The sequence below is a fragment of the Variovorax sp. 05T418 genome (assembly GCF_056396385.1).
Genome location: NZ_JBFTLJ010000008.1, coordinates 174,395 through 200,693, shown reverse-complemented (window position 1 = coordinate 200,693; position 26,299 = coordinate 174,395). Strand labels below are relative to the sequence as shown.

Below are 26,299 nucleotides of genomic sequence, written 5' to 3'. Positions count from 1 at the left end.
AGCGAAGACCGGGGGTCAGCCCATGGACGCGCGATGCAGGCGGTCGCGCACGCCTTCCCATTCGGGCGTGTCGGGCGGCGTCTCGACCCAGATCAGCTTGACGCCCTCGGCATCGAACTCGCGCAGCACCGCGAACAGCTGGTGCGCGCTGGCCGCCGCGTCGTCCGGCATGCGCCGCTGCAACACGCGCTGCGAGTGGCTGCGCACCTCGGCGCGCGTCCATACCGCGATGTGGGCTGCGCCCGGGCCGAGCACATCGAGGCCGGCCTGGATGGCCTTGGCATCCATCAGCCGCAGCTTGGCGTTCGGCGCGTAGTGCGCCTCGAGCGTGCCGGAGGCGCGCGGATCGGGCGTCTCGAGCACCTCGCGGTTGCTCAGGCGCTCGCCCGCGGCGGCCTCGATCTGCGCGCGCGTGATCAGGCCCGGGCGCAGCAGCACGGGCGCGCCGCGGCTGCAGTCGACGATGGTCGACTCGATGCCGACCTCGCAAGCGCCGCCGTCGATCACCGTCAGCGCATCGCCGAACTCGTCATGCACGTGCTGCGCGGTGGTGGGGCTCACGCGGCCGAAGCGGTTGGCGCTCGGGCCCGCGAGGCCCGGCACGCCCTGCTCGGCGCAGGCCTCGAGCAGGGCCTGCGCGACCGGATGCGAGGGGCAGCGCAGGCCGATGGTGTCCTGCCCGCCGGCGGCCGCGGCCGCCACGCCGGGCTGGCGCGTGACGATCAGCGTCAGCGGGCCGGGCCAGAAGGCCTGCACCAGCTTCTGGGCGAAGGGCGGCAGCGGCTGCGCAAAGCGCGACAGCGCCTCGGTGCCCTTGATGCCGGCCGCCACGTGGACGATCAGCGGATGGTCGGCCGGCCGCCCCTTGGCCTTGAAGATGCCGGCCACCGCCATGTCGCTGGTGGCATCGGCGCCCAGGCCGTAGACGGTTTCGGTCGGGAACGCGACCAGCCCGCCCGCGCGCAGCACACGCACGGCCTCGGCAATGGCTTGCGGAGATTGGCCGTCGAGGATCATGCGAAGTCGGCCGCCGACAGCGCCGGCAGGCCGAGCACGGTGGCGGCCTGGGAGGCCGCGGCGCGCACGTTTTCGAGCGTGGCGCCGGTGAGCGTCAGGTGGCCCATCTTGCGGCCGCGGCGCGGCTCGATCTTGCCGTAGAGGTGCAGGTGCACGCCGGGCAGCGCGAGCACGTCGCTCCAGCGCGGCGCCACCGGCTTGTCGCCGCCCGCGGTGAACCACAGGTCGCCCAGCAGGTTCAGCATGATCGCCGGGCTGTGCTGGCGCGGCGCGGCCAGCGGCAGGCCCGCGAGGGTGCGCACCTGCAGCTCGAACTGCGATACGTCGCAGGCTTCCATGGTGTAGTGGCCGCTGTTGTGCGGCCGGGGCGCCATTTCGTTCACCACCAGCGAGCCGTCGGCCAGCGCGAAGAACTCCACGCACAGCACGCCCACGTAGTCCAACCCGGTCGCAATGCTCCTGGCCGAGTTGATGGCCGCCTGGGCCACGGTCTTGGGCATGTTCTGCGCATGCACCTCGGTCACGGCCAGGATGCCGTCCCGATGCAGGTTGCGCTGGGGCGGAAAGTGCACCAGCTGCCCGTCGCGGCCGCGCGCGACGATCACCGAGCATTCGAATTCGAGCGGCAGCAGCTTTTCGAGCACGCAGGGCACGCAGCCCGCGGCCTGCCAGGCGTCGACCAGTTCGGCGCGCGTGGACACGCGCTGCTGGCCCTTGCCGTCGTAGCCCAGGCGCGCGGTCTTGAGGATGCCGGGCAGCAGCGCATCTTCCACCGCGGCGAGCTGGGCCGCGGTCTCGATGACCGCATAGGGTGCGCAGGCCACGCCGCAGCGCGTGAAATGGGCCTTTTCGGCGATGCGGTCCTGCGCGATGGCGATGGCGCCCGCGTCGGGGGCCACGGGCCGGGCCACCGACAGCTTCTCCAGCGAGGGCGCCGGCACGTTCTCGAACTCGGTGGTGACCGCATCGGCCAGGCCCGCGAGCCGCGCGAGGCCGTCGACGTCGGCGTAGTCGGTGTGGATGTGGTGGTGGCTCACGCGGCCGGCGGGGCTGTCGGCGTCAGGGTCGAGCACGGCCGTGAAATAGCCCATGCGCTGGGCGGCGTGGGCGAACATGCGGCCCAGCTGGCCGCCGCCGAGCACGCCGAGCGTGGCGCCCGGAAGAATGGGAAGGCCGTTGCCGTTGTGGTTCACAGCGCACCCCCGCCCTGCGGCGAGAACGGCGACACGGCGGCGGCATCGGCCGCCGGCGGCGGCAGCGCCATGGCCTCGGCCGCGGCGGTCTGCGCGGCGCGGAAGGCATCGAGCCGGGCCCGCAGCGCCGGGTCGTTCACCGCCAGCATCGCCACCGCGAACAGCGCCGCATTGGCGGCCCCGGCGTTGCCGATGGCAAAGGTGGCCACCGGCACGCCCTTGGGCATCTGCACGATGCTGTAGAGCGAGTCGACGCCCTGCAGGTGGCGGCTGGCCACCGGCACGCCGAGCACCGGCACCGTGGTCTTGGCGGCCAGCATGCCCGGCAGGTGGGCGGCGCCGCCCGCGCCCGCGATGATCGCGGCCAGCCCGCGCCCGGCGGCGCTTTCGGCATAGGCGAAGAGCGCATCGGGCATCCGGTGGGCCGAGACCACCTTCGCTTCGTGCTGGATCCCGAATTGCTGGAGAATCTCGACCGCGTTGCGCATCGTCTCCCAATCGGAGTTCGAGCCCATCACTACACCGACCTGAATGGTTTCGTTCATGGTTCCAATTTTACGTTTCACCCCCAGTTGTTCCCGATGATCGACATCACTCTCGAAAATTTTCAGGCTGAACTGATCGAAGGCTCGGTCGCCACGCCGGTGCTGCTCGACATCTGGGCCGAATGGTGCGGACCGTGCAAGCAGCTCGGCCCGGTGCTCGAAAAGCTCGAAACCGAGTACGCCGGGCGCTTCACGCTGGCCAAGCTGGACGCCGACAAGGTGCCCCAGATCTCGTCGCAGCTCTCCGAAATGTTCGGCGTGCGCAGCATCCCTTTCTGCGTGATGTTCAAGGACGGCCAGCCGGTGGACGGCTTCGTCGGCGCCATTCCCGCCGACAAGATCCGCGAATTCCTCGACAAGCACGTGCCCGCGGCCGAGCAGGTCGAAGCCGCCTCCCAGGAGGCCGCGGCCCAGGAAGCGCTGGCCGAAGGCGACACCGAGGGCGCCCTCGAGCGCCTGCAGCATGCGGTGGCCACCGACCCGGCCAATGACGATGCGCGCTTCGACTACATCAAGCTGCTGCTGCAGATGGGCCGCATCGACGATGCCAAGGTGGCGTTCGCGCCGGTGATCGCCAGGACCACGCTGGTGCGCCGCTTCGATTCGCTGCAGCGCTGGATGGACGCCATCGATTTTGCGGCGCCGGCCTCGGGTGCCGCGCCCGCCATCGCCGAGTTCGACGCGAAGATCGCCGCCGGCAAGCGCGACTTCGACGCCCGCTTCGGCCGCGCCCGCCTGCTGATGGCCGGGCAGCGCTGGACCGACGCCATGGACGAGCTGCTCGAGATCCTGATGCGCGACAAGGCCTGGAACGAGGAGCTCGCGCGCAAGACCTACATCGCGATCCTCGACCTGATCGAGCCGCCCAAGGTGAAGGTGGCGGACGGCCAGATTCCGCCGGACGATCCGGTGGTGGCCACCTACCGCCGCCGGCTCAGCAGCGTCGTGCTGAGCTGAGCCGGGCAAGCGCGGCCGATTGCGGCAGGCGCACGCATCTTGGCGAGCCGGGGCGGCCTCGCATACGATGGCGGCGATTCAACTTGTTGCAATTGAGAAGAAGGACACCCCGGCCATGCGCTTTCCCGCCCGCCACCGCGCCCGCATCGCGCTTTCCGTTTTCGCGTCCGCACTGATGGCCGCCGCCCTGGCCGGCTGCGGCAGCGGCATCAGCCTCGACGAGCCGATCGAGGGGCCGGTCTGGCGCCTGGTGCAACTGGGCGACGAGCCCGTGGCGTCCGGCGGCGAAGCGCAGATCCAGTTCGACCGCAGCAGCGGTCGCGTCAGCGGAACCGGCGGCTGCAACCGCGTGTCGGGGTCGTTCACGCGCAGCGGCATCACGCTGCGCATCGGCCAGTTGGCTTCGACCCGCATGGCCTGCGCGGACCCGGTGCGCGGCGCCAACGAGGCGCAATTCATATCGGCGCTGCAGACCACCGCAACTTATCGCCTGGCCGGCCCGGGACGCCTGGCGCTGCTCGACGCGAGCGGGCGGACCGTGGCCATGCTGAATTCGGCGAGCCGCTGAAGCGGCCAGCCGTTTTCCTTTTTCCTCAGCCCGTGAGGCGCTCCAGCGCTTCGCGGTACTTGGCCGCGGTCTTTTCGATGACCTCGGCCGGCAGGCGCGGCGCCGGCGGGGTCTTGTCCCAGGGCTTGCCGTTGATCTTGGTGGCTTCGAGCCAGTCGCGCACGAACTGCTTGTCGTAGCTCGGCGGATTGGCGCCCGCGGCCAGCGCGGCCTGGTAGCCCTCGACCGGCCAGTAGCGCGAGCTGTCGGGCGTGAGCACTTCGTCCATCAGCACCAGCGTGCCGGCTTCGTCCAGGCCGAACTCGAACTTGGTGTCGGCAATGATCATTCCCTTGCCCAGCGCGATCTGCGCGGCGGTTTCGTAGATCTCCAGGCTGGTCTCGCGGATCTGCTGCGCCAGCTTGGGGCCGACGATCTCGACCACGCGGTCGTAGCTGATGTTCTCGTCGTGCTCGCCGGCCGCGGCCTTGGCGGCGGGCGTGAAGATCGGGCGCGGCAGCTTGCTCGCGTTGGTGAGCCCTTCGGGCAGCGGCACGCCGCAGACCGAACGGCTTTCCTGGTATTCCTTCCAGCCGCTGCCGGCCAGGTAGCCGCGCACCACGGCCTCGACCGGGATCGGCGTCAGGCGCTTGACCAGCATCGAGCGGCCGGTGACCTGCGGCACTTCTTCGGGCGTGACCACGCTCTCGGGCGCTTCGCCCGTCAGGTGGTTGGGGCACAGCTGGCCGAGGCGGTCGAACCACCACAGCGCCATCTGCGTGAGGATCTCGCCCTTGCCCGGGATCGGCTCGCCCATGATCACGTCGAAGGCGCTGAGCCGGTCGCTCGCGACCATCAGGATGCGGTCTTCGCCGACGGCGTAGTTGTCTCGCACCTTGCCGCGCGCAAGCAGGGGCAGGCTCTGGATGGAAGAGGTGTGGACGGTGGTCATGGAACGGTGCTGCTGTGCGGAAACGGGTGACGAGGGAAAACGGATTGTGCGCGCAGAAAAAAGCCACCGCGAACGGTGGCCTGCGATTCGCGGAAAAAGTTTGTCTTCAGACCACTTCTTGCGCGAGCTCGCCCTTGGCGTACTTGGCGGCGACCACCTGCAGCGTCTCGCCCTTGATCTTGGCGCCCTGGCCTTCGCAGCCGAACTCGATGTAGCGCTGCTTGCAAATCAGCCTGGCGGCTTCGCGCGCGGGCTTGAGCCATTCGCGGGCGTCGAACTTCTCGGGGTTCTCGGCCAGGAACTTGCGCACCGCGCCGGTCATGGCCAGGCGGATGTCGGTGTCGATGTTGATCTTGCGCACGCCGTGCTTGATGGCTTCCTGGATTTCCTTCACGGGCACGCCGTAGGTTTCCTTCATGTTGCCGCCGTACTGGCGAATGATGGCCAGCAGCTCCTGCGGCACGCTCGACGAGCCGTGCATCACCAGGTGGGTGTTGGGAATGCGGCGGTGGATTTCCTTGATGCGGTCGATCGCCAGGATGTCGCCGGTGGGCTCGCGCGTGAACTTGTAGGCGCCGTGGCTGGTGCCGATGGCGATGGCCAGCGCGTCGATCTGGGTGCGCTTGACGAAGTCGGCGGCCTGCTCGGGATCGGTCAGCAGCTGCTCGCGCGTCATGGTGTCGTCGGTGCCGTGGCCGTCTTCCTTGTCGCCCTTCATGGTCTCGAGCGAGCCCAGGCAGCCGAGCTCGCCTTCGACGGTCACGCCCAGGCGGTGGGCCATGTCCGACACCTTCTTGGTGACGTCCACGTTGTAGTCGTAGCTGGCAATGGTCTTGCCGTCGGCCTCGAGCGAGCCGTCCATCATCACCGAACTGAAGCCCAGGTCGATGGCGCCCTTGCAGACATCCGGGTTCTGGCCGTGGTCCTGGTGCATGACCAGCGGGATGTTCGGGTATTGCTCGATCGCGGCCTGGATCAGGTGCTTGATGAAGGCTTCGCCGGCGTATTTGCGGGCACCGGCGCTGGCCTGCAGGATGACGGGCGCGCCGGTTTCCTTGGCGGCCTCCATCACGGCCTGGACCTGTTCGAGGTTGTTGACGTTGAAGGCCGGAATGCCGTAGCCGTTGGCGGCTGCGTGGTCCAGCAGTTCGCGCATCGAGACGAGTGCCATGGGAAATACCTCGCGGAAATAGGGGAAAAAGAAGGCGGAAAGTCGAGAGAAAACTGCCCCAATTCTATCGAGCCCCCTTGTGGGACGGCACTGACACGCGGCGCGGGCGCTCCTAGATGGGCAGCTGTGTGGTCGACAGCACCTGCTTGAGCACCACGAAGGTCCGGATCTGCCGCACGCCCGGCAGGTACAGCAGCTGCTCGGCATGCAGGCGGTTGAAGCTGTCGTTGTCGCGCGTTCGCACGAGCATGAAGTAGTCGAACTCGCCCGTGACCACGTGGCATTCGAGGCAGCCCGAGACCTTTTGCGCGGCCTTCTCGAAATCGGCGAAGGAATCGGGCGTGGATCGGTCGAGCACCACGCCGATCATCACCAGCATGCCGAGCTCCAGCGCCTGGGCGTCGAGCAGCGCCACGATGCCCTTGATGAGCCCCGCGGCCTTGAGCCGCTCCACGCGGCGCAGGCAGGCCGGCGCGCTCAGGTTGACCTTGGCGGCCAGCGCCACGTTGGACACCGAGGCATCGCGCTGCAGGGCGCGCAGGATCGCGCGATCGGTGCGGTCGAGCTCCGCTGCCGCTTCGGCCGCCTGCGCCGGCGTGGTACGCAATTTTGTTGTGCTCATTGGGATATTGGCAAATCAAAAAGATCTGATCTCCCGATCTTGTCTTTTTTTGCGCCGCAATTCCACCAAAGTTTGCAAGCACGTTTCGGCGGCTTCTTCCTACGATCGATGGCATCCCTTTCCTGGAGCAGCACCGATGAACCTGAAGAAATTCCCGCGCCACGCGCTCACCTTCGGCCCCACGCCGATCCATCCGCTCAAGCGCCTGAGCGCCCACCTGGGCGGCGAGGTCGAGCTCTACGCCAAGCGCGAGGACTGCAACAGCGGCCTGGCCTTCGGCGGCAACAAGACGCGCAAGCTCGAATACCTGATTCCCGAGGCGCTCGAGGGCGGCTACGACACGCTGGTGTCGATCGGCGGCATCCAGTCGAACCAGACGCGCCAGGTGGCGGCGGTGGCCGCGCACCTGGGCCTGAAGTGCGTGCTGGTGCAGGAGAACTGGGTCAACTATTCCGATGCGGTGTACGACCGCGTCGGCAACATCGAGATGTCCCGCATCATGGGCGCCGACGTGCGGCTGGACAGCGCGGGCTTCGACATCGGCATCCGCAAGAGCTGGGAAGAGGCCATGGACGACGTGCGCAAGGCCGGCGGCAAGCCCTTTCCGATTCCGGCCGGCTGCTCGGAGCATCCGCGCGGCGGCCTGGGCTTCGTCGGCTTTGCCGAGGAAGTACGGCAGCAGGAGGCCGAGCTGGGCTTCAAGTTCGACTACATCGTGACCTGCTCGGTCACGGGCAGCACGCAGGCCGGCATGGTGGTGGGCTTTGCGGCCGACGGCCGGGCCGACCGCGTGATCGGCATCGACGCCTCGGCCAAGCCCGAGCAGACCTTCGCGCAGATCGTGCGCATTGCCAAGGGCACGGCCGAGCTGGTCGAGCTGGGCCGCGACATCACCGACAAGGACGTGGTGCTCGACCGCCGCTTCGGCGGACCAGAATACGGCCTGCCCAACGAAGGCACGCTGGAATCGATCCGCCTCTGCGCGCGCCTGGAAGGCATGCTGACCGACCCCGTGTACGAGGGCAAGTCGATGCACGGGATGATCGAGAAGGTGCGCCTGGGCGAATTCCCGGCCGGCTCGAAGGTGCTGTATGCGCACCTGGGCGGTGTGCCGGCGCTGAACGCCTACAGCTTCCTGTTCCGCAACGGCTGAGCGGGCTCAGCTCGCGCGGCAGATTTTCAGCATGTTGGTGCCGCCCGGGGCACCCATCGGCTCGCCGCAGGTGATGGCGTAGACGTCGCCGGTCTGCACGATGCCGCGTTTCTTCAGGTGGGCTTCGGCCTGCTCGAGCGCGGTGTCGCGGTCGCTCTCCGAATCCATCAGCAGCGGGCGCACGTTGCGGTAGAGCGCCATGCGGCGCTGCGTGGCCAGGCGCGAGGTCAGTGCGTACATCGGGATGTGCGCGCGGTGGCGGCTCATCCACAGCGGCGTGGAGCCCGATTCGGTGAGCGCCACGATGGCCTTGGCGCCCAGGTGGTGCGCCGTGAACAGCGCGCCCATGGCAATCGACTGGTCGATGCGGCTGTAGGTCTTGCCGCTGAAGTCGGCGTCCAGCGTCTTGTCCTCGGCCGCCTCGGCAGCTTCGCAGATGCGGCTCATCTCCTGCACGGTCTCGAGCGGGTAGCGGCCCGAGGCGGTTTCGGCCGAGAGCATCACGGCGTCGGTGCCGTCGAGCACGGCGTTGGCCACGTCGCTCACCTCGGCGCGCGTCGGCACGGGGTTGGTGATCATCGACTCCATCATCTGGGTCGCGGTGATCACCACCTTGTCCATGTCGCGCGCCATGCGGATCATTTTTTTCTGCAGCGCCGGCACGGCGGCATTGCCCACCTCGACGGCGAGGTCGCCGCGCGCCACCATGATGCCGTCGCTCGCGCGCAGGATCTCTTCCAGCTTGGGAATGGCCTCGGCGCGCTCGATCTTGGCGATGAGGCCCGGCTTGTGGCCGTACTCGGCCGCGGCCACGTTGCACAGCTGGCGCGCCATTTCCATGTCGGTGGCGTTCTTGGGAAAGCTCACGGCCACGTAGTCGGCCTGGAAGCTCATCGCGGTCTTGATGTCTTCCATGTCCTTGGCGGTGAGCGCCGGCGCCGTGAGGCCGCCGCCCTGCTTGTTGATGCCCTTGTTGTTCGAGAGCTCGCCGCCGAGCTTGACGGTGGTGTGCACCGCCTCGCCGCGCACGGCGTCGACCGTGAGCACGATGAGGCCGTCGTTCAGCAGCAGCCGGTCGCCGGGGCGCACGTCGCGCGGCAGGTCCTTGTAGTCGAGGCCGACCGCCTCGGCGTCGCCGGGCTCGGTGCGCGAGGCGTCGAGCACGAACTTGGCGCCCGGCTCGAGCCAGACCTTGCCCTGCGCGAACTTGCCGACGCGGATCTTGGGGCCCTGCAGGTCGGCCATGATCGCCACCTCGCGGCCCGTCTTGCGTGCGGCCTCGCGCACCATGGCGGCGCGGTCGATGTGGTCCTGCGCGGTGCCATGGCTGAAATTGAGCCGCACCACGCTGACCTTGTTCAGGATCATCTGCTCCAGCAGCTCGGGCGTGTTGGACGCCGGGCCGAGCGTGGCGACGATCTTGGTGGCGTGGCGGGGAAGGCGATCCGTGATCATTGAGCTTATCTCCATTTTGTATCCGCTACTGTATACACTTTGTGCGACAACAGGAAGCGGGCACCGCGGCGCGGGCGCGAAAAATCAGCCCGCGGCACGCTTGGCAAGGATTTCGAAAGCGGGAAGCGTCTTGCCCTCGAGCACTTCGAGGAAGGCGCCGCCGCCGGTCGAGATGTAGCCGACCTGCTTCTCGATGCCGTACTTGGCAATGGCCGCGAGCGTGTCGCCGCCGCCGGCAATCGAGAAGGCGCTGCTCTCGGCAATGGCCTGGGCGATGGCCTTGGTGCCGCCCGCGAAGGCGTCGAACTCGAACACGCCCACCGGGCCGTTCCAGACGATGGTGCCGGCCTTGCGCAATTGTGCGGCCAGGATCGCGGCGGTCTTGGGGCCGATGTCCAGGATCAGGTCGTCGTCGGCCACGGAGTCTGCGTCCTTGACGGTGGCGGGCGCATCGGCCGCGAAGGTCTTGGCCGTGACCACGTCCACCGGGATCGGCACGTCGGCGCCGCGCGCGCGCATGGCCTCGATCACCGCCTTGGCCTGGTCGACCAGGTCGGGCTCGGCCAGCGACTTGCCGATCGAAAGGCCGGCCGCCAGCATGAAGGTGTTGGCAATGCCGCCGCCGACGATCAGCTGGTCGACGTTGGCCGACAGGCTCTTCAAGATGGTGAGCTTGGTGCTGACCTTGGAGCCGGCCACGATGGCCACCAGCGGCCGCTTGGGCTGGGCCAGCGCCTTGGTGATGGCGTCGATCTCGGCCGCGAGCAGCGGGCCGGCCGCCGCCACCTTGGCGAACTGCGCAATGCCGTAGGTGGTGGCTTCGGCGCGGTGGGCGGTGCCGAAGGCGTCGTTCACGTAGATGTCGGTGAGCGCGGCAAGCTTGCGGGCCAGGCCTTCGTCGTTCTTCTTCTCGCCCTTGTTGACGCGGCAGTTCTCGAGCAGCACGACCTGGCCGGGCTTCACGTCGACGCCGTCGACCCAGTTGGCGACCAGCGGCACTTCGCGGCCGAGCAGCTCGCCCAGGCGCTTGGCGACGGGGGCGAGCGAGTCCTCGGGCTTGAATTCGCCTTCGGTCGGGCGGCCCAGGTGCGAGGTCACCATCACGGCGGCGCCGGCGTCGAGCGCCAGCTGGATGCAGGGCACCGAGGCGCGGATGCGCGTGTCTTCGGTGATGTGGCCGGCATCGTCCTGCGGCACGTTGAGGTCGGCACGGATGAAGACGCGCTGGCCGGCGGCCTTGCCCTGCGCGCAGAGGTCGGTGAATCGAATGACGTTCATGGATCTGGAGGAGGTGGTGGAAGACAGGTCGCCTTCCATTGTAGGTTTGGCCCCGGCGCCGCTCTATGCGCCTCGTGCGGCCCGCCGATGCTTTTCATCCGGCCTTGGGCTGCGTCCGGGCATGGCGCTCGAGGATCTCGACAAAGCTCGCGGCAGCCGGCGACAGGGTGCGCCGTGCCGCGCTGTAGATGCAGACCTCGCGGTGGAAGTCGGGCGATTCGAGCCGCACCATCTGCAGGCCGTGGGCGCGCACCAGCGGCGCCGAATAGGTCGGGCACACCGTGAGCCCGAGCCCCGAGGCCACCATGCCGAGCGCGGTGGTCATGTACGACACCTCCTGGGTGCCCGGGCGCAGCATGAGCTCGCGCTCGGCCGGCGCCAGCTCGGGCAGCACGCGCTGGCGGAAGTCGCGCGTGGGCGCGATGAAGGTGTAGGGGCCGAGTTCATGCCAGCGCACCTTGCGGCGCTTCGCAAAGGCGTGGCCGGGCGGGCAGATCAGCCAGTGCCGGTCGCGAAAGAGGGTGCGGCGCTCGACGGCGCCGTCGACCGCCACGTCCTGCCCCACCGCAAGCTCCACGTCACCGGCCGTCACGCCGGCCAGCAGGTGCTCGGGCAGCGTGTCGGCCAGGCGCACATCGACGTCGGGGAACGCCTCGCGGTAGAGCGCGATCACGCGCGGCATCAGCGTGCAGGCCATGAGCTGCGGCGCTGCAAGCCGCAACAGCCCTTTCTTCTTGTCACGCAAATCCGTGACGCCGGCCACCGCGCCCGCGAGGTCGCCCAGCAGCCGGTGCACCGAGGGCAGGAACTCGCGCCCGGCCTCGGACAACTGCACGCGCCGCGTGTGGCGGTCGAGCAGCTGCACGCCCATCTCGCGCTCGAGCTCGCGCACCAGCACGCTGAGCGCCGACTGCGTGAGGTGCAGCTGCTGCGCGGCCGCGGTGAAGCTGCCGGTCTCGGCCACGGCCGCGAAGGCGCGCAATTGGCGCAGGGTCAGATTCATATGCTTATTTCATCAATCGATGAATTAATTTCGATTGCATCATAAGACGCGGCATTGCCCAATCGCGGCTCACCGGAGACCACAAAGCCATGCCGACGACCGCCCCCGCGGCCCCGCCAGTTCGCGGGCTGCACCATTTCGCCTGGCGCTGCCGCGACAGCGAGGAAACCCGCCGCTTCTACGAAGACCTGCTGGGCCTGCCGCTTGCGCACGTCATCAAGAGCGACCACGTACCGAGCACGGGCGAGTACTGCCCCTACGTGCACATCTTCTTTCGCATGCGCGACGGTTCGTACATCGCCTTCTTCGACCTGGGCGATGACGTTGCCGCGCTGCCCTCGCCCAACACGCCGGCGTGGGTCAACCACATCGCGCTGCGGGTCGATTCCGTGGCCGACCTGCTCGCCGCCAAGGCACGGCTCGAGGGCGCCGGCGTCGAGGTGCTGGGCGTGACCGACCACCACATCATCGAATCGATCTACTTCTTCGATCCCAACGGCCTTCGCGTCGAGCTCACCACGCCGACGGTGCCGCAGGCCGAGATGGAGGCGCATGCGCTGCGCGCCCGCGCAGACCTCGATGCGTGGACCGAGCGCAAGGCCGGGCTGCGCGCAACGAAGGGTTCGCCAAATGCCTGAGCTGCAACTCGCCGTCATCGACGTGAAGCCCGGCGCGGCCATGGAGAGCCAGTCGGGCCTGCAGATGCTGCGCCCACGCATCTACGGCGCCTTCCGCGCGCCGCCGGGCCCGAAAAGAATCGCGGCCATCGTGATGCACCCGACCAGCAACTTCATGGGCCACTACCTGATCGGCCCGCTGGCCGAGCGCGGCATCTGCTGCATGGGGCTGAACTCGCGCTATGTAGGCAACGACACGGTGCTGCTGATGGAGCGCGCCATTCAGGACCTGGGCGCCGGCGTGCAGTACCTGCGCGCGGCCGGCTACGAGAAGGTGTTCCTGGTCGGCAACTCCGGCGGCGCGGCGCTCTCGGCCTTCTACCAGGCGCAGGCCGAGAAGCTCACCGCCACCCACCTGCCCGACGGCGACCCCACGCACCTGCATCCCAGCGACCTGCCGCCCGTGGACGGCATTGCGCTGTGCGCCGCGCACCTGGGCCGCACGCGGCTGATGCGCGACTGGATCGACCCCTCGGTCACCGACGAGCACGACCCGCTCTCGGTGGACCCCGAACTCGACATGTACGACCCGCGCCACCGCCTGCCCTACGACCGCGGCTTTCTCGCGCGCTTCAGCGCGGCGCAGCAGGCGCGGCTCGGCCGCATCGAGCAGTGGTGCGTCGACCGCCTCGCGCTGCTGCGCGGCACCCCGGGCGCACCGCGCGACCAGACCTTCATCGTCTACCGCACGCATGCCGATCCGCGCTGCATGGATCTGTCGCTCGATGCCAACGACCGCCTGCCCGGCAGCGTGTGGGGCGATGCGCGCCAGGTCAACTACTCGGCCAATGCGATGGGCCGCACCACCTCGCTCACGGCCTTCCTCTCGCAATGGTCTTCGCGCTCGCAGGCCGACGGGCCGACGAATCTCGCGCGCACCGCGGTGCCGACGCTGCTGCTGACCTACACCGGCGACCAGTCGACCTTCCCGAGCACGCGCGATGCGTGGATGGCCGCGGGCGGCGCGCGCATCCGCAATGTCGACATCGTGGGCGGCAACCACTACCTCGCGGGCCAGCCCGAGTTGATCCCGCAGGCGGCCGACGCCATCGCCGAATTCGCCCACGCGCTGTAGAAGAGACATGGAAAGCTTTGCATTTGCGCCGGCCTACGAACTGCCGGCCTGGCCCTTCGTGCCGCCGCCCGAGCTGGGCAGCACCCAAACCGTTCGCCACCCGATCGTGATCGTCGGCGCGGGGCCCTCGGGGCTCACGCTGGCCTGCGATCTTGCGCAGCGCGGCGTGCGCGCGGTGCTGCTCGACGAGGACGACACCGTCGGCGTGCGCGGCGCGTCCTCGCGCGGCATCTGCTATGCGCAGAAGAGCCTCGAGATCTTCGAGCGCCTGGGCATCTACGAGCGCATCGCGGCCAAGGGCATCACCTGGTCGCTCGGGCGCACCTTCTCGGGCGAGCAGGAGGTCTACAGCTTCAACCTGCAGGCGGAGAGCGTCTCGAGGCAGCCACCCTTCATCAACCTGCAGCAGTTCTACATCGAGTGGTTCCTGGTCGAGCGCATCCTCGAACTCGGGCTCACCGACGTGCGCTGGAAGAGCCGCGTGACGCATATCGAGCCATTGAGCGATGGCGTGCGCATCGACATCGAAACGCCCGCCGGCAACTACACCATCGAGGCCGACCGCCTGATCGACGCGACCGGCGCCAACAGCCCGATCCGCACGCAGCTCGGCATCGACGCGCATGCCTCGCGCAGCACCGACCGCTGGTGCATCAGCGACGTGCGCTTCAAGAAGCCGCTGCCCACCGAGCGCTGGACCTGGGTCGACGCGCCCTTCAACGAGGGCCGCGGCGTCTGGCAGCACCTGATGGCCGATGGCGTGTGGCGCATCGACTACCAGATGCCCGAGGACTGCGACACCGCCCACATCAGCCGGCCCGAAGTGGCGGGCGCGCGGCTGCGCGAGCAGCTCGGGCCGGGCGTGGAGTTCGAGTTCGTCTGGATCGGCCCGTACGGCTACCGCGACCACCTGCTGGACAGCTTCCGCCACGGCCGCGTGTTCTTCATCGGCGATGCCGCGCACGTGGTGAGCCCCTTCGGCGCGCGCGGTGGCAACAGCGGCATCCAGGATGCGGCGAACCTCGGCTGGAAGCTGGCGCTGGTCGTGCAAGGCCAAGCGAACGATGCGCTGCTCGACAGCTACGACGCCGAACGGCAGCCGGCCGCGAAGGAGAACCTGAAAGTCACGAGCCGCTCGGCGCGCTTTCTTGCGCCGCGCTCGCCGGCCGAGCACACGCTGCGGCGCGCGGTGGTGGCGCTGGCCGCGCGCCATCCGTTCGCGCGTGCGCTGGTCAACACCGGCCGCATGTCGGTTGCCAACGACTATCCACCCGCGCCGCAGTTGCCGGAAGGCGCGCGCACGGTGCAGAACCTGCCGCTGCGCTGGGCCGATGGCCGCGAGACCACGCTGATGCAGCTGCTGGCCGAGGGCACGCAGTGCCTGGGCCTGTGGCTCGCGCCGACACGCGCCGAAGCCAGGACGGCCATGGATGCCACGGCGGCGCTGCCGCTGCGCCTGCTCGCGATCGGCGGCGACAGCGGGCTGCCGGCGCTGCAGGCCGACGAGACGCTCGTGCGCCACCTCGGCCTGCGCGACGCGGGCAGCTTCGTGCTCGTGCGTCCCGATGCCTACCGCGCCGCGACGCTGCCGCAGGCCACGCCCGATGCCATCGCCACCGCGCTGCGCACGGCCCTCGCCCTCGACCACCACGCCCCATGATCACCGAGCCCCGCATCCCCGACCCTGACGGCTTCTACGCCGCGCTGCTCGCCGCGCACGAGGGCCTGGGCGAAGCGCAGAGCGCCGACCTCAACGCCCGCCTCGTGCTGCTGCTGGCCAACCAGTGCGGCGACCAAGCCGTGCTGCTCGCCTGCATCCACGCCGCGGCCGAAGACCCCACGACAACTCCGGAAACCCCATGACCGCCCACGTCTCCTTCGCCTCGGCCTCCGACACGCGCGAGCAGAAGCCGCAGCTGCGCGAACTCGCGCGCGACGTGTACGGCTACATCAGCGACTTCGATCCCAACTGCGGCTTCGTCGTCGGCGACGACCAGGTGGTGCTGATCGACACGCGTCCCACGCCGCGCATGGCGCGCGACTTTCTCGCGGCCATCCGCACGGTGACCGACAAGCCGATCAAGACCATCGTGCTCACGCACTACCACGCGGTGCGCGTGATGGGCGCGAGCGCCTTCGACGAGGTCGAGGCCATCATCGCGAGCAACGGCACGCTCGACTGGATCCGCACGCGCGGCCAGGCCGATTTCGATTCCGAGGTCGGCCGCTTCCCGCGCCTCTTCGCGGGCGTGGAAGAGATCCCGGGCCTGACCTTCCCGACGCAGAGCTTCGAGCGCGAGATGAGCCTGTGGCTCGGCCCCGGCCCCGGCCGCGGCCAAGGCCGCGAGCTGCGCCTGATGGCGCTGGGCCGCGGCCATTCGAGCGGCGACACGGTCGCGTGGCTGCCCGACTGCGGCGTGCTGTTCTCGGGCGACGTGGTCGAGAACCACTGCGGCGTCTACGCCGGCGACGCCTACATCGGCGACTGGGCCGACACGCTCGATGCGGTGCGGGCCCTGGAGCCGCGCGTGCTGGTGCCGGGCCGCGGCGCCGTGCTGCGGGGCGAGGCCGAATGCGCCGAGGCCATCGGACTCACCCAGGCTTTTCTCCAGGCCTTGCTCGACAGCGTGAAGGCCGGCATGGCCGCGGGCGAAACGCTCAAGGGCTGCTTCGCACGCGCCGAAGCGGCCATGACGCCGCGTTTCGGCAGCTGGCCCGTGTTCCAGCACGTGCTGCCCTTCGACGTCTCGCGCGCCTACGACGAACTGCGCGGCATCGAACACCCCGTGGTGTGGACCGCGGAGCGCGACCGCGAACTGTGGCAGACGCTGCGCGGCGAATGAGCTGAACAGATTCCAAGACAAGCAACGGAGACAAGAAACAATGAAGCGACTAATTCCCCTCATGGCCGCGGCCCTCGCGCTGGCCAGCCCTTTCGCATCGGCGCAGCAGCCTGCCGCCTACCCGAGCCAGCCCGTCAAATGGATCGTGCCCTACGTGGCCGGCGGCGGCACCGACAACCTCGCGCGCTCGCTGGCCGAGGCGATGCAGCCTTCGCTCGGGCAGCCGCTCGTCATCGACAACCGGCCCGGCGCATCGACCAACATCGGCGTCTCGGTGCTGATGCAGGCCAGGCCCGACGGCTACACCATCATGCAGGCCGAGAACGCGGCGCTGCTCTTCAACGAACACATGTTCGCCAAGCTGCCCTACAAGCCCGCGAGCGACTTCACCTACATCGGCGCCATTGGCCGCTTTCCGGTGGCGCTGGTGGTGCACCCGGACTTTCCTGCGAAGAACGTGGCGGAATTCGTGCGCTACGTGAAGGCCAACCCGGAGAAGGTGAGCTATGCCTCGCCCGGCAACGGCTCGCCGCACCACATGGCGATGGAGCTCTTCAAGCAGAAGGCGGGCCTCACGATCACGCACGTGCCCTACAAGGGCGCCGCGCCCGCCATGACCGACGTGATGGGCGGCCAGGTGCCCACGATGATGCTCGACCTGGCCTCGGGCCTGCCGATCATCAAGGCGGGCAAGGTGCGGGTGCTGGCGATTGCGCTGCCGCAGCGCGCGAGCGCACTGCCCGAGGTGCCCACCTTCGTCGAGGCTGGCTTCAGCGACGTCAACGCCTACGCCTTCCACGGCCTGATCGGCCCGGCCGGCATGCCGCCCGAGGCGGTGGCGCGCATCAACAACGAGCTGCACAAGGCGATGAAGGCACCGAAGGTGGTGGAGCTGTTCTCGAAGTTCGGCTTCGAGGCGCTGCCGGGCACGCCGCAGGATTTCTACAAGCTCTCGCGGGCCGAGAGCGAGCGCTGGGGCAGGATCATCCAGGCCGCCGGCGTGAAGCTGGACTGAAGGGAAGCGCGGCCTACCAGCCCAGGCCCAGGTGCAGCGGCAGGTACACCGCCATGCCCGCGAGCATCGTGCCGAGCACGCCGCGCCGCCAGTAGTAGTAAGCGGCGCCGACCACGGCCGCATACAGGCGGGCGTCGTGCAGCGTGGTGATCAGGTGGCCCTGGGTCATCACGATCTCGGGCGCGATCACGCCGGCCAGCGCGGCGGCCGGTGCGTAGTGCAGCGCACGGTGCGCCCACTCGGGCAGGCCCCAGGGCCGGTCGAGGATGAAGAAGAAGCAGCGCGTGAGCACCGTGACCGCGGCCAGCCCGACGATCACGCCCATCGTCCACAGGTCGGTGCCCCTCACTTGTCGTCCTCTGCGTCGGGGTCGAGCCCGAACCGCTTCTCGAGCCAGAAGCACAGCAGCACCGCGGCGCCGATGGCCACCACGATGTTGAGCTTGAGCGGCAGGGCATAGGCGGCCACCGCGGTGGCGCTCGCGACCAGCGCGGCCAGCACGCGCAGCCGGGTGGTGGCCATCGAGCAGACGATTGCCACCAGGCTCAGCACGCCGGCAAAGCCCAGGCCCCAGCCCTGCGGAATGAAGTTGGCCAGCGCAATGCCCAGAAGGCTCATGCCCATCCAGGAGCACCAGGTCACGAAGTAGTTGCCCGTGAGGTAGGCCTCCTGCGACTGCTGCTCGGCAGCGGTGGCCGGCGGCGCGGCGTACTGCCGGGTGAAGAGCGCATAGCTCAGGTCGGCCGTGAGGTAGCCGTGCGTCATGCGGCGCCAGCGCGGCATGTGCATGAGGTAGGGCCGCAGGTGCAGGCTGAAGACCACGAAGCGCAGGTTGACGCAAAAGCCCGTGGCCAGGATCACCCAGGCCGGCGCGCCCGCGAACAGCAGCGGAATGGCCGCGAGCTGGGAGCTGCCGGCGTAGACCAGCAGCGTCATGGCCACCGACTCCAGCACGCTCATGTCCGACTTGACCATGGCCACGCCGGTCATGAGGCCCCAGGCGCCGATGCCCAGCGCGGCCGAGGACATGTCGCGGATGCCGGCGCGGAATTCGGGGCGGCGGCGAATGGCTGCGGAAAGGAACATCAGCCGAACCGCTGCCCGGGCTTCAGGTCGAAGCCGCGCAGGAAGTCGGCCACGGCCAGCCGCTTGCCGCCGGGCCGCTGCAGTTCGGTGGCCATCACCACCGAGCCGGCCGCCGCCACCGCCACGCCGGCGTCGCTCACGGCCAGCAGGGTGCCCGGCGCGGCCGAGACCTCGGCCGGCGGCGCCGCATGCGCGGCCCAGAGCTTGATGGTCTCGCCGTCGAGCGCACTGTTGGCGCCCGGGAACGGGTCGAAGGCCCGGATGCGCCGCACGATCGCGTCGGCCGGCTGGTTCCAGTCGATCTGGGCTTCGTGCTTCTCGACCTTGCTGGCGTAGGTGACGCCTTCGGCCGGCTGCGGCGTGCGTACAAGGTGGCCGATGTCGGCCAGCGCCTGGACGATCAGGCGGCCGCCCAGTTCGGCCAGCCGGTCGTGCAGCCGCGCGGTGGTGTCGCTGCCGATGTCGACGGCTTCGCGCAGCAGCATGTCGCCGGTGTCCAGGCCGGCGTCCATCTGCATGATGGTGATGCCGGTCTGCGCGTCGCCGGCCTCGATGGCGCGGTGGATCGGCGCCGCGCCGCGCCAGCGCGGCAGCAGGCTGGCGTGGATGTTGAGGCATCCGTGCACCGGCAGGTCGAGCACCCATTGCGGCAGGATGAGGCCGTAGGCCGCCACCACCATCACGTCGGGCCGGGCCGCCAGCAGGGCCTCGCGCGCGGCCGCGGCGTCTTGCGGGTACTTGCCGTCCAGCCGCAGGCTGCGCGGCTGCGCCACCGGCCAGCCGTGGGCAACGGCGCATTGCTTGACGGGCGAGGCCTGCAGCTTCATGCCGCGGCCCGCGGGCCGGTCGGGCTGGCTCAGCACCAGCGCGATCTCATGGCCGGCGGCGGCAATGGCTTCGAGCGCGGCGCGCGCGAACTCGGGCGTGCCCGCAAAAACGACTTTCAGCGGGGTCAATCGCGGATCCGATCGAGTTCGAGGTCGTCCCCCGTGTGATAGCGGCGGACCACGCCGGTGGGGTCGATGTAGATATAGAGCATGCGGCGCTCGTTCACGGCCTTGTAGCGCCAGGTCCAGACCACGCCGTCGAAGGAGCTGACGCGGCTGGTTTCATAGGGCCGGCCGTAGAAGGCGAGCACGTCGTTCTGGCGCCACTGGCCGACCTTGATGTCGTGGCCGAAGCGCGCCTCGCTGAGCACCTGGGTCACGGAGACGACCTTGCCGGAGGCGTCGACGTCGATGTCGACCACCTCGAAGCCCGCCGGCATGCGCGAATACTGCAGGCGCTCGCCGCCGCCGTTGAGCGGATAGCGGCCCGTGGGCGCACCCAGGCGCTGCAGGGTTTCGGCGGCGGTGGTGCCGGGGGCGATGCGCGTGGGTTCGCTGGCGCAGCCCGCGAGCACGAGCCCTGCTGCGGCAAGGCCGAGCGCCCAGGGCCGCAGGGAAGCTGTCACGCCCGGCCCTCTTTGGCCTCTTCGCGCTGCTGCTTGAGCAGCTTGCTCTTGATGCGGTTGCGCTTGAGCGGCGACAGGTATTCGACGAACACCTTGCCCAGCAGGTGGTCGAGCTCGTGCTGGATGCACACGGCCAGGAGGCCTTCGGCCTCGATGGTGCGCAGCTCGCCGTTCTCGTCCAGCGCCTGGACCTTGACCGAGGTGGAACGCATGACGCCGTCGTAGATGCCCGGCACCGAGAGGCAGCCCTCCTCGTTCAACACCTTTTCGTCGCTTGCCCAGATAATTTCGGGGTTGATGAGCACCAGCGGCTCGTTGCGCTCCTCGGACACGTCGATGACCACCAGCCGCTCGTGCACGTCGACCTGGGTCGCGGCCAGGCCGATGCCGCTGGCGTCGTACATGGTCTCGAGCATGTCGGCCACCAGGGCCTTGATGCGCGCGTCGACGCCCTGCACGGGCTTGGCAACCGTGTGCAGGCGCTTGTCCGGGTAACTCAGAATGATTCGTTTGGCCATGAAACAGGGGGAAAGTTGTGGCTATTTTCGCCAATTCCGCGACGCGGCGACTCCGGATCGCCTGAAAACGTTGCCCTCCCAAGGGCTTCGGGCGCAGAATTCGTAGCAAATTGTGAGATTCGTATGTGCGCCGATACGCGGCGCGCTCACCCATCCAGACATGAAAAAGCTCCGAATCACTGTCCGCCAGCGCCCGCATCTTCTCGCCACGTTGGCTGCCCTTGCGGTGATCACCGGCGGCACGACGGCGGCCTGGGCACAGAACTACCCCGTCACGCCGCAGCAGCGCGCCACCGCCCAGCAAACCGCCCAGACCGGCGTTCCGCTGAGCGAACTGGCGCCCAACGCGCCTGACGAATACACGGTCAAGCCCGGCGACACGCTCTGGGCCATCTCGCGCCTGTACCTGCTGCGTCCCTGGCGCTGGCCGGAACTGTGGGGCATGAACATCAGCGAGATCGCGAACCCGCACCGCATCTACCCCGGCCAGGTCCTCTACCTGGACAAGACCGGCGGCCGCGCGCGCCTGACCATGCGCCGCGGCGCGGGCGGCAGCGCCGATGGCGGCACCATCAAGCTGTCGCCGCGCACGCGCTTCGACTCGCTGGCCGGCATGGCCCTGCCTACGCTCAACCCGAGCATCATCGAGCCCTTCCTGAGCGAGCCGATCGTGGTCGATGCCGACACGCTGCAGGCCGCGCCGCGCATCGTTGCCGGCAACGACAGCCGCGTCCTGCTGTCGCGCGGCGACCGCGCCTATGCGCGCGGCAATGCCGAGGCGCCGCTGCTCGAAACGCCAGGCCCGCTGAAGAATTTCCGCGTGTTCCGCAGCGCCACGCCTCTCAAGGACCCGGGAACCGGTGAAATCCTCGGCTACGAGGCGCAGTACCTGGGCAAGGCGCAGCTCCAGCGCGGCGAATCGACCACCGTCGAGACCACCGACGACAAGGACGTCATCACCGTGGTGCCGGCCAGCGTCGACATCATCGCGGCGCGCGAGGAAATCCGCGCCGGCGACCGCCTGCTGCCCGAGCCGCCGCGCCAGCTGCTGAGCTATGTGCCGCGCGCGCCCTCCTCGCAGGTCGAGGGCCGCATCATCTCGGTCTATGGCAACGCGGTGCAGTTCGCGGCGCAGAACCAGGTGGTGGCCATCAACAAGGGCACCCGCGACGGCATCGACAGCGGCCACGTGCTGGCCATCCTGAAGAACGGCGAGACCATTCTCGACCGCACCGGCGCGCGCAAGGAAACCATCAAGCTGCCGAACGAACGCATCGGCCTCTTGATGGTGTTCCGGCCCTTCGAAAAGGTTTCGTACGCACTGGTGCTCGAGATCACCGACACTCCGAAGGCGGGCGACTTCCTCGTCAATCCCTGACACTTTTTCCGCTTTCTTCTTTCTCCGCTTCATTTGGACCGAGCAGAACTCGCAGGCTGGCTGCGGCTTTCACTGACGCCGGGCATCGGCGATGGCGCCGCGCGCCGGCTGCTGGCGGCTTTCGGCCTGCCCGAGAAAGTCTTTGCGCAGACCGGCGAGGCGCTGCGGCAGGTGGTGTCGGCGGCGCAGGCCGACGCGCTGCACCAGCCGCCGCCGGGCCTGCAGGCCCAAGTCGACCAGACCTGGCAGTGGCTGCAGCCCGGCCACGATGACGGTGCCGCGCGCCGCCTGGTCACGCTGGGCGATGCCGCCTACCCCGCCTCGCTGCTCGAGATGGCCGACCCGCCGCTGATGCTCTACGTGCTCGGCGCCGCGGACTTCGACCTGACCCAGCTCGGCCACAGCATTGCGGTGGTCGGCAGCCGCAACCCCACGCCGCAGGGCGCCGCCAACGCCCGCGCCTTTGCGCGCGCGCTGGGCGACGCGGGCCTGCCGGTGGTGTCGGGCCTCGCGCTCGGCGTCGATGGCGCCGCGCACCAGGGCGCGCTCGATGCGGCCGGCGACATGCCGCGGCTGGCCACGGTGGCCGTGGTGGGCACCGGCCTGGACCGCGTCTATCCGGCGCGGCACCGCGACCTCGCGCACCGCATCACGCTGCAGGGCCTGATCGTGAGCGAGCTGCCGCTCGGCACGCCGCCGCTCACGCAGAACTTTCCCAAGCGCAACCGCCTCATCGCCGGCCTGGCGCGCGGCACGCTGGTGGTCGAGGCCGCGCTCGCCTCGGGCTCGCTGATCACCGCGCGGCTCACCTCGGAGCAGGGCAAGGAAGTGTTCGCCATTCCGGGCTCGATCCATTCGCCGCAGTCGCGCGGCTGCCATGCGCTGATCCGCCAGGGCGCGAAGCTGGTCGAATCGGTCAACGACATCCTCGAGGAGCTGCCGTCTTTTCTGCACGCGGGCAGCGCGGCGGCACCGGCGGCCGTGAACGGCGATGCCGGCGCCGTGTCCGCCGCGCGCGAAGAGCCCTTGCTGGACGCGCTCGGTTTCGATCCCGTGAGCCTGGACGCCCTGGGCGCGCGCACCGGCTGGAGCGCCGCCGCGCTGCAGGCCAGGCTGCTCGAACTCGAGCTCGACGGCCACGTCGCGCGGCTGCCCGGCGGCCTGTTCCAGAGAGCGGCCATCGGCTGACGCCCGGGCCCGCGCCCGCTTCTTCGTGAAACACCGCGAAGTGACACGAAGTGCATGAAGCCCTGGGGGCGAGCCATCGTTTCCTCGGCTATATTGGGCCCATGTTCGAAGTGCTCGTGTTTGTCTACGAAAACTATTGGCGCGGCGATGCCTGCCCCGAACCCCAGCAATTGGGCCGCAAGCTCAGCGCCCACGGCTTCGAGCCCGAAGAAATCCGCGATGCGCTGCACTGGCTCGACGGCCTGAGCCTTGCCACCCAGGGCCTGCAGCTCGAACGAAGTCCCGGCGACGACACTGTGGCCACGGTCACGTTGCGCGGCGCGCCCGAAGCGGCCCTGCCCCAGTCGGACAACGCCATGCGGGTCTACTCGCAGGCCGAGCAGGAGCACCTGGGCGCCGACTGCCTGGGCTTCATCCGCTTTCTCGAATCGTCGAACGTGCTGTCCTGCGGCCTGCGCGAGATCGTCATCGAGCGCGCCATGGCGGCGCCGGGCGATCCGGTCGCGCTCGACGAGCTCAAGATCATCGTGCTAATGGTGCACTGGAGCACCGGCATCGAGCCCGACGCGCTGGTGCTCGACGAACTCTGCGAAAGCCGCGAAGGCCGCGTCGCGCACTAGCCGGCTAGTTCAGCAGGCGCTCCGGATTGGCATCGAGCTTGGCCAGCGCCTCGCGCGTGGCGCGCACCGTGAGCGTTTCTTCCTCGGCGGGCACCAGCAGGCCGGCCTGCAGGTAGTTGGCCAGCCGGCCGACCTGGATCAGGAAGCTGCGGCCGTCGGCCGAGGCGAACAGGTGCAGCTGCTTGCGGTCGCTGCGCCAGACGAACTGCACCTGGCTCACGCGGTCGTTGTGGTCGAGCATGAACCAGTTGCCCACCTCCAGCTCGTGGGCCCACGCGAGCATGTCTTCGGCCGGTACGCCGCCCACGGTGTCGGCCACGACCTCGATCGAGGCCGCATCCACGCCCAGCAGCAGTTCGATGCTGGTCGCATCGAGCGGCAGGCTGGAGGCGCCGCCGTCGTCGGTGACGAAATCTTCCAGGTGCGCGAGGCGCTCGGCCATGGCCTCGATCTTGGCCGCGGGAATGGCCTCGGTCTTCGACAGGAAGGCGTCGGACAAGGTGGCGCCGATGGCCTTGATGTGGGCTTCCTGCGGCTCGTCGATGATGCCCAGCAGGTTCATGCCCAGGCGCAGGCGCTGCAGCAGCTGCGGCAGGTCCTGGATCACGCGGGCGCGGTCGGCGCGGTTGGGCTTGGCGCTCGCCGCCCACACCAGCTCGGAGGCCACGCGCTTGAGCATCACCGTCTGCTCGCCCTGGGCGCCGTAGCGCAGCGCGGCAATCGCCAGCACCTCGGCCCAGACCTTGAAGAGGAACTCGCGGATCTCCTCGCGCACCGGCATGTCGTTGAGCATCTTGCGCAGCTCGATGGTGTACTGGATCGCCATCGTTTCCTTCTGCTCGACCTGCTGCGCCACGCTCATGACGCGCTGGGTGGCGTCGCTTTGCGTGAGATAGCGGTTCAGGAAGGCCACGAACTCGTCGAACACCAGCTTGAAGACGCGCTGGCCGGTTTCGGGATACTGCTCGATCACCTGCACCACGCGGCGGATCTCGCCCTCGAGCGCACTGCCCGAGATGGCCGCGGCATCGAAGCCCATCACGCAGGAGCCCATGCGGTCGATCAGCATGCGCGCCGGGTGCTGCAGCGTGCCGAAGAACTCGGGCTCGGCAATGGCCACGCGCAGCACCGGCATCTGCAGGCGCGCAAACCACACGCGCGCCGAGAAGGGAATGCGCTCCTCGGCAAGGATGGCCTGGAACATGAGCGCGACGATCTCGACCGTGGCCTTGTCGGCGGTGGTGGGCGCCTTTTTCTTGAGTTCCGCGCTGCGCCGCCGAAGGTCGACCGAGGCCTGCTGGATGAGGGTGGCCTGCTCCGCGGCGCCCGGCACCGAGCCCTGCATGTACTGCGTGGCGGCGGCCCGGTAGGCGGCTTCGGCCTCGGCGATCATGCCGGCGAAGGTCTGGGAGACGGCACGCGGGGCAGCCGCACCGGTCGCGCCGGACCCCGCGACGGCCGCATGGCCGTCCATTCCCGTGGTCGTCATCGAAGCCGAAGGCGAGGCCGGCGTTTCCGCGCCGATGCGCGCGGCGACAAAGCGCTTGAGGCTCAGCAGCGCCGTCTGCGCACGCTGGCGCGCGGCCAGCAGCGGCGAGCCGCCCGTGGTGAAGGCCGGCGCGGACGGCGCGAACGCCCCCCGTGCCTGCGGGGATGTATCGGCACCGCCCTGGCGCTGCACGGCCCCTGCGGGCCGCATGGTGCCGCCGGCATGGGGCGAGGCCGGCATCGTGGCCGGCCCGGTGGCGCCGCCGCCGGTGGTGCTGCTGCTGCCGGTGCGGCGCACGAAGCTCTTGAGATCGATTTCGGGCATCACGCCCTGCGAAACCAGGAAGGCATTGGCGTCTTCGTAGGCCTTGACGACCACGCCGACCAGCTGCTGCTGCACGGTGTCCTGCACGCGGGCCCAGAGCGCGCGGCTCAGGCCGGCCGCCAGCCACTGGTCCACCAGCAGCCGGGCCAGGGTTTCGGGCCTGAGCACGTCGTGGGCGTCGAGTTCTGCGGTGCCTTCCAGGAACTGGATGCGCAGCCGCAGGTCGCTGAGTTCGAAGCTGGCCTTGTCGTGGATCAGCTGCGCCAGGCGCGACGACAGGATGCTGCTCTCCATGGCATCGTCGCCGATGAGTTCGAGCCGCAGCTTCGCGGCCGGCGCGGCGGGCACCGCACCTGCTGGCGCGTCCACCGACTTGCGCCAGCCCGCCTGCGCGAGCGACACCCATTGCGAGGCCTGGCCCTGGAACGCCACGAAGTCGTCGCGGCTCTCCTGCATGGCGCGCGCACTGCCGATTTCCGAGGCCTGCTGCGTCAGGCGGTCCCGTATCGCCTGCGCCAGCGGGACGATGACGCCCTCGGTGGCGCGAACGAAGCGCTCGCGCGTCTCGCGTGCGAGCTGCAGGGAGGAAGCGGACCGCGCGGTGCTCATTGAAGGATCAGGAAGGCCAACGGGACTCTATTTTTCGGCGAAAGCCGAGAGCTTGCATCGGCAAGCGCCACCGCACAAGTGTGCATCACCTGCGGCATGGCGGCGGGCTTTGCGCGGCGCGTCCCGTTGAT

27 protein-coding genes are annotated in these 26,299 nt (G+C 69.2%); 12 read left to right on the top strand and 15 right to left on the bottom strand.

Annotated features, from left to right (window positions below):
* Positions 1-15: 15 nt before the first annotated feature.
* From AC1DMS_RS18055 to purE, 3 genes are read right to left on the bottom strand one after another with little or no spacing between them, the layout of a single operon-like run.
* Positions 16-1,017 carry an L-threonylcarbamoyladenylate synthase gene (locus AC1DMS_RS18055; RefSeq protein ID WP_018905203.1) on the bottom strand — a complete coding sequence of 334 codons (1,002 nt, stop codon included), beginning with the start codon at positions 1,015-1,017 and terminating at the stop codon, positions 16-18.
* Positions 1,014-2,210, bottom strand: coding sequence for a 5-(carboxyamino)imidazole ribonucleotide synthase (locus AC1DMS_RS18050; protein WP_015867831.1), 1,197 nt, complete (start codon positions 2,208-2,210; stop codon positions 1,014-1,016). The genes AC1DMS_RS18055 and AC1DMS_RS18050 overlap by 4 nt, the downstream gene beginning before the upstream one ends.
* Positions 2,207-2,755 carry a 5-(carboxyamino)imidazole ribonucleotide mutase gene (purE, locus tag AC1DMS_RS18045; protein ID WP_478080585.1) on the bottom strand — a complete coding sequence of 183 codons (549 nt, stop codon included), beginning with the start codon at positions 2,753-2,755 and terminating at the stop codon, positions 2,207-2,209. The genes AC1DMS_RS18050 and purE overlap by 4 nt, the downstream gene beginning before the upstream one ends.
* 36 nt (positions 2,756-2,791) lie before the next feature.
* Between purE and AC1DMS_RS18040 the strand changes: the two genes are divergently transcribed.
* Positions 2,792-3,712, top strand: a complete 921-nt coding sequence (locus tag AC1DMS_RS18040; protein WP_478181557.1) for a tetratricopeptide repeat protein — start codon at positions 2,792-2,794, stop codon at positions 3,710-3,712.
* 115 nt (positions 3,713-3,827) lie between these two features.
* Positions 3,828-4,280 carry an META domain-containing protein gene (locus tag AC1DMS_RS18035; protein ID WP_015867834.1) on the top strand — a complete coding sequence of 151 codons (453 nt, stop codon included), beginning with the start codon at positions 3,828-3,830 and terminating at the stop codon, positions 4,278-4,280.
* A 25-nt stretch (positions 4,281-4,305) separates the two neighbouring features.
* On the opposite strand, the gene AC1DMS_RS18030 is transcribed toward AC1DMS_RS18035, so the two are convergent.
* The 3 genes from AC1DMS_RS18030 to AC1DMS_RS18020 form a co-directional block, all read right to left on the bottom strand.
* Positions 4,306-5,211, bottom strand: a complete 906-nt coding sequence (locus AC1DMS_RS18030; protein ID WP_015867835.1) for a phosphoribosylaminoimidazolesuccinocarboxamide synthase — start codon at positions 5,209-5,211, stop codon at positions 4,306-4,308.
* Between the two features lie 106 nt (positions 5,212-5,317).
* Entirely contained in the window at positions 5,318-6,382 is a 1,065-nt protein-coding gene (gene fba / locus AC1DMS_RS18025) for a class II fructose-bisphosphate aldolase (protein WP_015867836.1), read from the bottom strand.
* A 112-nt stretch (positions 6,383-6,494) separates the two neighbouring features.
* A complete protein-coding gene (locus AC1DMS_RS18020) occupies positions 6,495-7,004 on the bottom strand; it encodes an Lrp/AsnC family transcriptional regulator (protein ID WP_436037435.1) in 510 nt (169 codons plus the stop codon).
* Positions 7,005-7,140: 136 nt separating this feature from the next.
* Here AC1DMS_RS18020 and AC1DMS_RS18015 point away from each other — a divergent pair, with 136 nt between their 5' ends.
* Positions 7,141-8,157, top strand: a complete 1,017-nt coding sequence (locus tag AC1DMS_RS18015; RefSeq protein WP_418146245.1) for a 1-aminocyclopropane-1-carboxylate deaminase — start codon at positions 7,141-7,143, stop codon at positions 8,155-8,157.
* A 6-nt stretch (positions 8,158-8,163) separates the two neighbouring features.
* Here AC1DMS_RS18015 and pyk read toward each other — a convergent pair whose 3' ends face one another.
* The 3 genes from pyk to AC1DMS_RS18000 all read right to left on the bottom strand — a co-directional run bounded on the left by pyk (position 8,164) and on the right by AC1DMS_RS18000 (position 11,893).
* A complete protein-coding gene (pyk, locus tag AC1DMS_RS18010) occupies positions 8,164-9,612 on the bottom strand; it encodes a pyruvate kinase (protein ID WP_062364063.1) in 1,449 nt (482 codons plus the stop codon).
* Between the two features lie 84 nt (positions 9,613-9,696).
* Positions 9,697-10,890, bottom strand: coding sequence for a phosphoglycerate kinase (locus AC1DMS_RS18005; protein ID WP_436301802.1), 1,194 nt, complete (start codon positions 10,888-10,890; stop codon positions 9,697-9,699).
* A 94-nt stretch (positions 10,891-10,984) separates the two neighbouring features.
* Complete coding sequence (locus AC1DMS_RS18000; RefSeq protein WP_015867841.1) at positions 10,985-11,893, bottom strand: LysR family transcriptional regulator; 909 nt, start codon at positions 11,891-11,893, stop codon at positions 10,985-10,987.
* Between the two features lie 89 nt (positions 11,894-11,982).
* On the opposite strand from AC1DMS_RS18000, the gene AC1DMS_RS17995 reads away from it, so the two are divergent.
* Genes AC1DMS_RS17995 through AC1DMS_RS17970 form a run of 6 tightly spaced genes read left to right on the top strand, consistent with a single transcriptional unit; the run spans position 11,983 to position 17,503 of the window.
* Complete coding sequence (locus AC1DMS_RS17995) at positions 11,983-12,531, top strand: VOC family protein (protein WP_478181556.1); 549 nt, start codon at positions 11,983-11,985, stop codon at positions 12,529-12,531.
* A complete protein-coding gene (locus AC1DMS_RS17990; RefSeq protein ID WP_478181555.1) occupies positions 12,524-13,645 on the top strand; it encodes an alpha/beta hydrolase family protein in 1,122 nt (373 codons plus the stop codon). The genes AC1DMS_RS17995 and AC1DMS_RS17990 overlap by 8 nt, the downstream gene beginning before the upstream one ends.
* 7 nt (positions 13,646-13,652) lie before the next feature.
* Positions 13,653-15,305: an FAD-dependent oxidoreductase gene (locus tag AC1DMS_RS17985; protein WP_478181554.1), complete on the top strand. Its 1,653-nt coding sequence runs from the start codon at positions 13,653-13,655 to the stop codon at positions 15,303-15,305.
* The gene (locus AC1DMS_RS17980) at positions 15,302-15,508 is read left to right on the top strand and encodes a DUF2783 domain-containing protein (RefSeq protein WP_307593460.1); all 207 of its coding nucleotides are present in this window, start codon (positions 15,302-15,304) and stop codon (positions 15,506-15,508) included. The genes AC1DMS_RS17985 and AC1DMS_RS17980 overlap by 4 nt, the downstream gene beginning before the upstream one ends.
* Positions 15,505-16,488 carry an MBL fold metallo-hydrolase gene (locus tag AC1DMS_RS17975; RefSeq protein WP_478181553.1) on the top strand — a complete coding sequence of 328 codons (984 nt, stop codon included), beginning with the start codon at positions 15,505-15,507 and terminating at the stop codon, positions 16,486-16,488. The genes AC1DMS_RS17980 and AC1DMS_RS17975 overlap by 4 nt, the downstream gene beginning before the upstream one ends.
* A gap of 40 nt (positions 16,489-16,528) precedes the next feature.
* The gene (locus AC1DMS_RS17970; RefSeq protein ID WP_478181552.1) at positions 16,529-17,503 is read left to right on the top strand and encodes a Bug family tripartite tricarboxylate transporter substrate binding protein; all 975 of its coding nucleotides are present in this window, start codon (positions 16,529-16,531) and stop codon (positions 17,501-17,503) included.
* 13 nt (positions 17,504-17,516) lie between these two features.
* Here the strand turns inward: AC1DMS_RS17970 and AC1DMS_RS17965 are convergent, their stop codons facing one another.
* Genes AC1DMS_RS17965 through def form a run of 5 tightly spaced genes read right to left on the bottom strand, consistent with a single transcriptional unit; the run spans position 17,517 to position 20,560 of the window.
* A complete protein-coding gene (locus AC1DMS_RS17965; protein ID WP_015867848.1) occupies positions 17,517-17,852 on the bottom strand; it encodes an AzlD domain-containing protein in 336 nt (111 codons plus the stop codon).
* A complete protein-coding gene (locus AC1DMS_RS17960; protein WP_018905217.1) occupies positions 17,849-18,589 on the bottom strand; it encodes an AzlC family ABC transporter permease in 741 nt (246 codons plus the stop codon). The genes AC1DMS_RS17965 and AC1DMS_RS17960 overlap by 4 nt, the downstream gene beginning before the upstream one ends.
* Positions 18,589-19,545, bottom strand: a complete 957-nt coding sequence (gene fmt, locus AC1DMS_RS17955; protein WP_436289823.1) for a methionyl-tRNA formyltransferase — start codon at positions 19,543-19,545, stop codon at positions 18,589-18,591. The genes AC1DMS_RS17960 and fmt overlap by 1 nt, the downstream gene beginning before the upstream one ends.
* Positions 19,542-20,042 (bottom strand): hypothetical protein, encoded by a 501-nt coding sequence (locus AC1DMS_RS17950; protein WP_478181551.1) that lies wholly within the window; start codon positions 20,040-20,042, stop codon positions 19,542-19,544. The genes fmt and AC1DMS_RS17950 overlap by 4 nt, the downstream gene beginning before the upstream one ends.
* Entirely contained in the window at positions 20,039-20,560 is a 522-nt protein-coding gene (gene def / locus AC1DMS_RS17945; protein WP_015867852.1) for a peptide deformylase, read from the bottom strand. Before def ends, AC1DMS_RS17950 begins: the two co-directional genes overlap by 4 nt.
* Before the next feature lie 160 nt (positions 20,561-20,720).
* On the opposite strand from def, the gene AC1DMS_RS17940 reads away from it, so the two are divergent.
* The 3 genes from AC1DMS_RS17940 (at position 20,721) to AC1DMS_RS17930 (ending at position 23,746) form a co-directional block, all read left to right on the top strand.
* Entirely contained in the window at positions 20,721-21,938 is a 1,218-nt protein-coding gene (locus AC1DMS_RS17940; protein WP_478181550.1) for a LysM peptidoglycan-binding domain-containing protein, read from the top strand.
* Between the two features lie 33 nt (positions 21,939-21,971).
* Positions 21,972-23,126, top strand: a complete 1,155-nt coding sequence (gene dprA, locus AC1DMS_RS17935; RefSeq protein ID WP_062364040.1) for a DNA-processing protein DprA — start codon at positions 21,972-21,974, stop codon at positions 23,124-23,126.
* A gap of 101 nt (positions 23,127-23,227) precedes the next feature.
* Entirely contained in the window at positions 23,228-23,746 is a 519-nt protein-coding gene (locus tag AC1DMS_RS17930) for a Smg family protein (RefSeq protein WP_018905222.1), read from the top strand.
* A gap of 4 nt (positions 23,747-23,750) precedes the next feature.
* On the opposite strand, the gene AC1DMS_RS17925 is transcribed toward AC1DMS_RS17930, so the two are convergent.
* Positions 23,751-26,168: a DUF1631 family protein gene (locus tag AC1DMS_RS17925; RefSeq protein ID WP_478181549.1), complete on the bottom strand. Its 2,418-nt coding sequence runs from the start codon at positions 26,166-26,168 to the stop codon at positions 23,751-23,753.
* Positions 26,169-26,299: the final 131 nt, after the last annotated feature.

What these genes read in the sequence shown, in the direction of transcription:
- AC1DMS_RS18055 (WP_018905203.1), bottom strand. Translation starts at nt 1,017, where the DNA reads ATGATCCTCGACGGCCAATCTCCGCAAGCCATTGCCGAGGCCGTGCGT.
- purE (WP_478080585.1), bottom strand. Translation starts at nt 2,755, where the DNA reads ATGAACGAAACCATTCAGGTCGGTGTAGTGATGGGCTCGAACTCCGAT.
- AC1DMS_RS18040 (WP_478181557.1), top strand. Translation starts at nt 2,792, where the DNA reads ATGATCGACATCACTCTCGAAAATTTTCAGGCTGAACTGATCGAAGGC.
- AC1DMS_RS18035 (WP_015867834.1), top strand. Translation starts at nt 3,828, where the DNA reads ATGCGCTTTCCCGCCCGCCACCGCGCCCGCATCGCGCTTTCCGTTTTC.
- AC1DMS_RS18030 (WP_015867835.1), bottom strand. Translation starts at nt 5,211, where the DNA reads ATGACCACCGTCCACACCTCTTCCATCCAGAGCCTGCCCCTGCTTGCG.
- fba (WP_015867836.1), bottom strand. Translation starts at nt 6,382, where the DNA reads ATGGCACTCGTCTCGATGCGCGAACTGCTGGACCACGCAGCCGCCAAC.
- AC1DMS_RS18020 (WP_436037435.1), bottom strand. Translation starts at nt 7,004, where the DNA reads ATGAGCACAACAAAATTGCGTACCACGCCGGCGCAGGCGGCCGAAGCG.
- AC1DMS_RS18015 (WP_418146245.1), top strand. Translation starts at nt 7,141, where the DNA reads ATGAACCTGAAGAAATTCCCGCGCCACGCGCTCACCTTCGGCCCCACG.
- pyk (WP_062364063.1), bottom strand. Translation starts at nt 9,612, where the DNA reads ATGATCACGGATCGCCTTCCCCGCCACGCCACCAAGATCGTCGCCACG.
- AC1DMS_RS18005 (WP_436301802.1), bottom strand. Translation starts at nt 10,890, where the DNA reads ATGAACGTCATTCGATTCACCGACCTCTGCGCGCAGGGCAAGGCCGCC.
- AC1DMS_RS18000 (WP_015867841.1), bottom strand. Translation starts at nt 11,893, where the DNA reads ATGAATCTGACCCTGCGCCAATTGCGCGCCTTCGCGGCCGTGGCCGAG.
- AC1DMS_RS17995 (WP_478181556.1), top strand. Translation starts at nt 11,983, where the DNA reads ATGCCGACGACCGCCCCCGCGGCCCCGCCAGTTCGCGGGCTGCACCAT.
- AC1DMS_RS17990 (WP_478181555.1), top strand. Translation starts at nt 12,524, where the DNA reads ATGCCTGAGCTGCAACTCGCCGTCATCGACGTGAAGCCCGGCGCGGCC.
- AC1DMS_RS17985 (WP_478181554.1), top strand. Translation starts at nt 13,653, where the DNA reads ATGGAAAGCTTTGCATTTGCGCCGGCCTACGAACTGCCGGCCTGGCCC.
- AC1DMS_RS17980 (WP_307593460.1), top strand. Translation starts at nt 15,302, where the DNA reads ATGATCACCGAGCCCCGCATCCCCGACCCTGACGGCTTCTACGCCGCG.
- AC1DMS_RS17975 (WP_478181553.1), top strand. Translation starts at nt 15,505, where the DNA reads ATGACCGCCCACGTCTCCTTCGCCTCGGCCTCCGACACGCGCGAGCAG.
- AC1DMS_RS17970 (WP_478181552.1), top strand. Translation starts at nt 16,529, where the DNA reads ATGAAGCGACTAATTCCCCTCATGGCCGCGGCCCTCGCGCTGGCCAGC.
- AC1DMS_RS17960 (WP_018905217.1), bottom strand. Translation starts at nt 18,589, where the DNA reads ATGTTCCTTTCCGCAGCCATTCGCCGCCGCCCCGAATTCCGCGCCGGC.
- def (WP_015867852.1), bottom strand. Translation starts at nt 20,560, where the DNA reads ATGGCCAAACGAATCATTCTGAGTTACCCGGACAAGCGCCTGCACACG.
- AC1DMS_RS17940 (WP_478181550.1), top strand. Translation starts at nt 20,721, where the DNA reads ATGAAAAAGCTCCGAATCACTGTCCGCCAGCGCCCGCATCTTCTCGCC.
- AC1DMS_RS17930 (WP_018905222.1), top strand. Translation starts at nt 23,228, where the DNA reads ATGTTCGAAGTGCTCGTGTTTGTCTACGAAAACTATTGGCGCGGCGAT.
- AC1DMS_RS17925 (WP_478181549.1), bottom strand. Translation starts at nt 26,168, where the DNA reads ATGAGCACCGCGCGGTCCGCTTCCTCCCTGCAGCTCGCACGCGAGACG.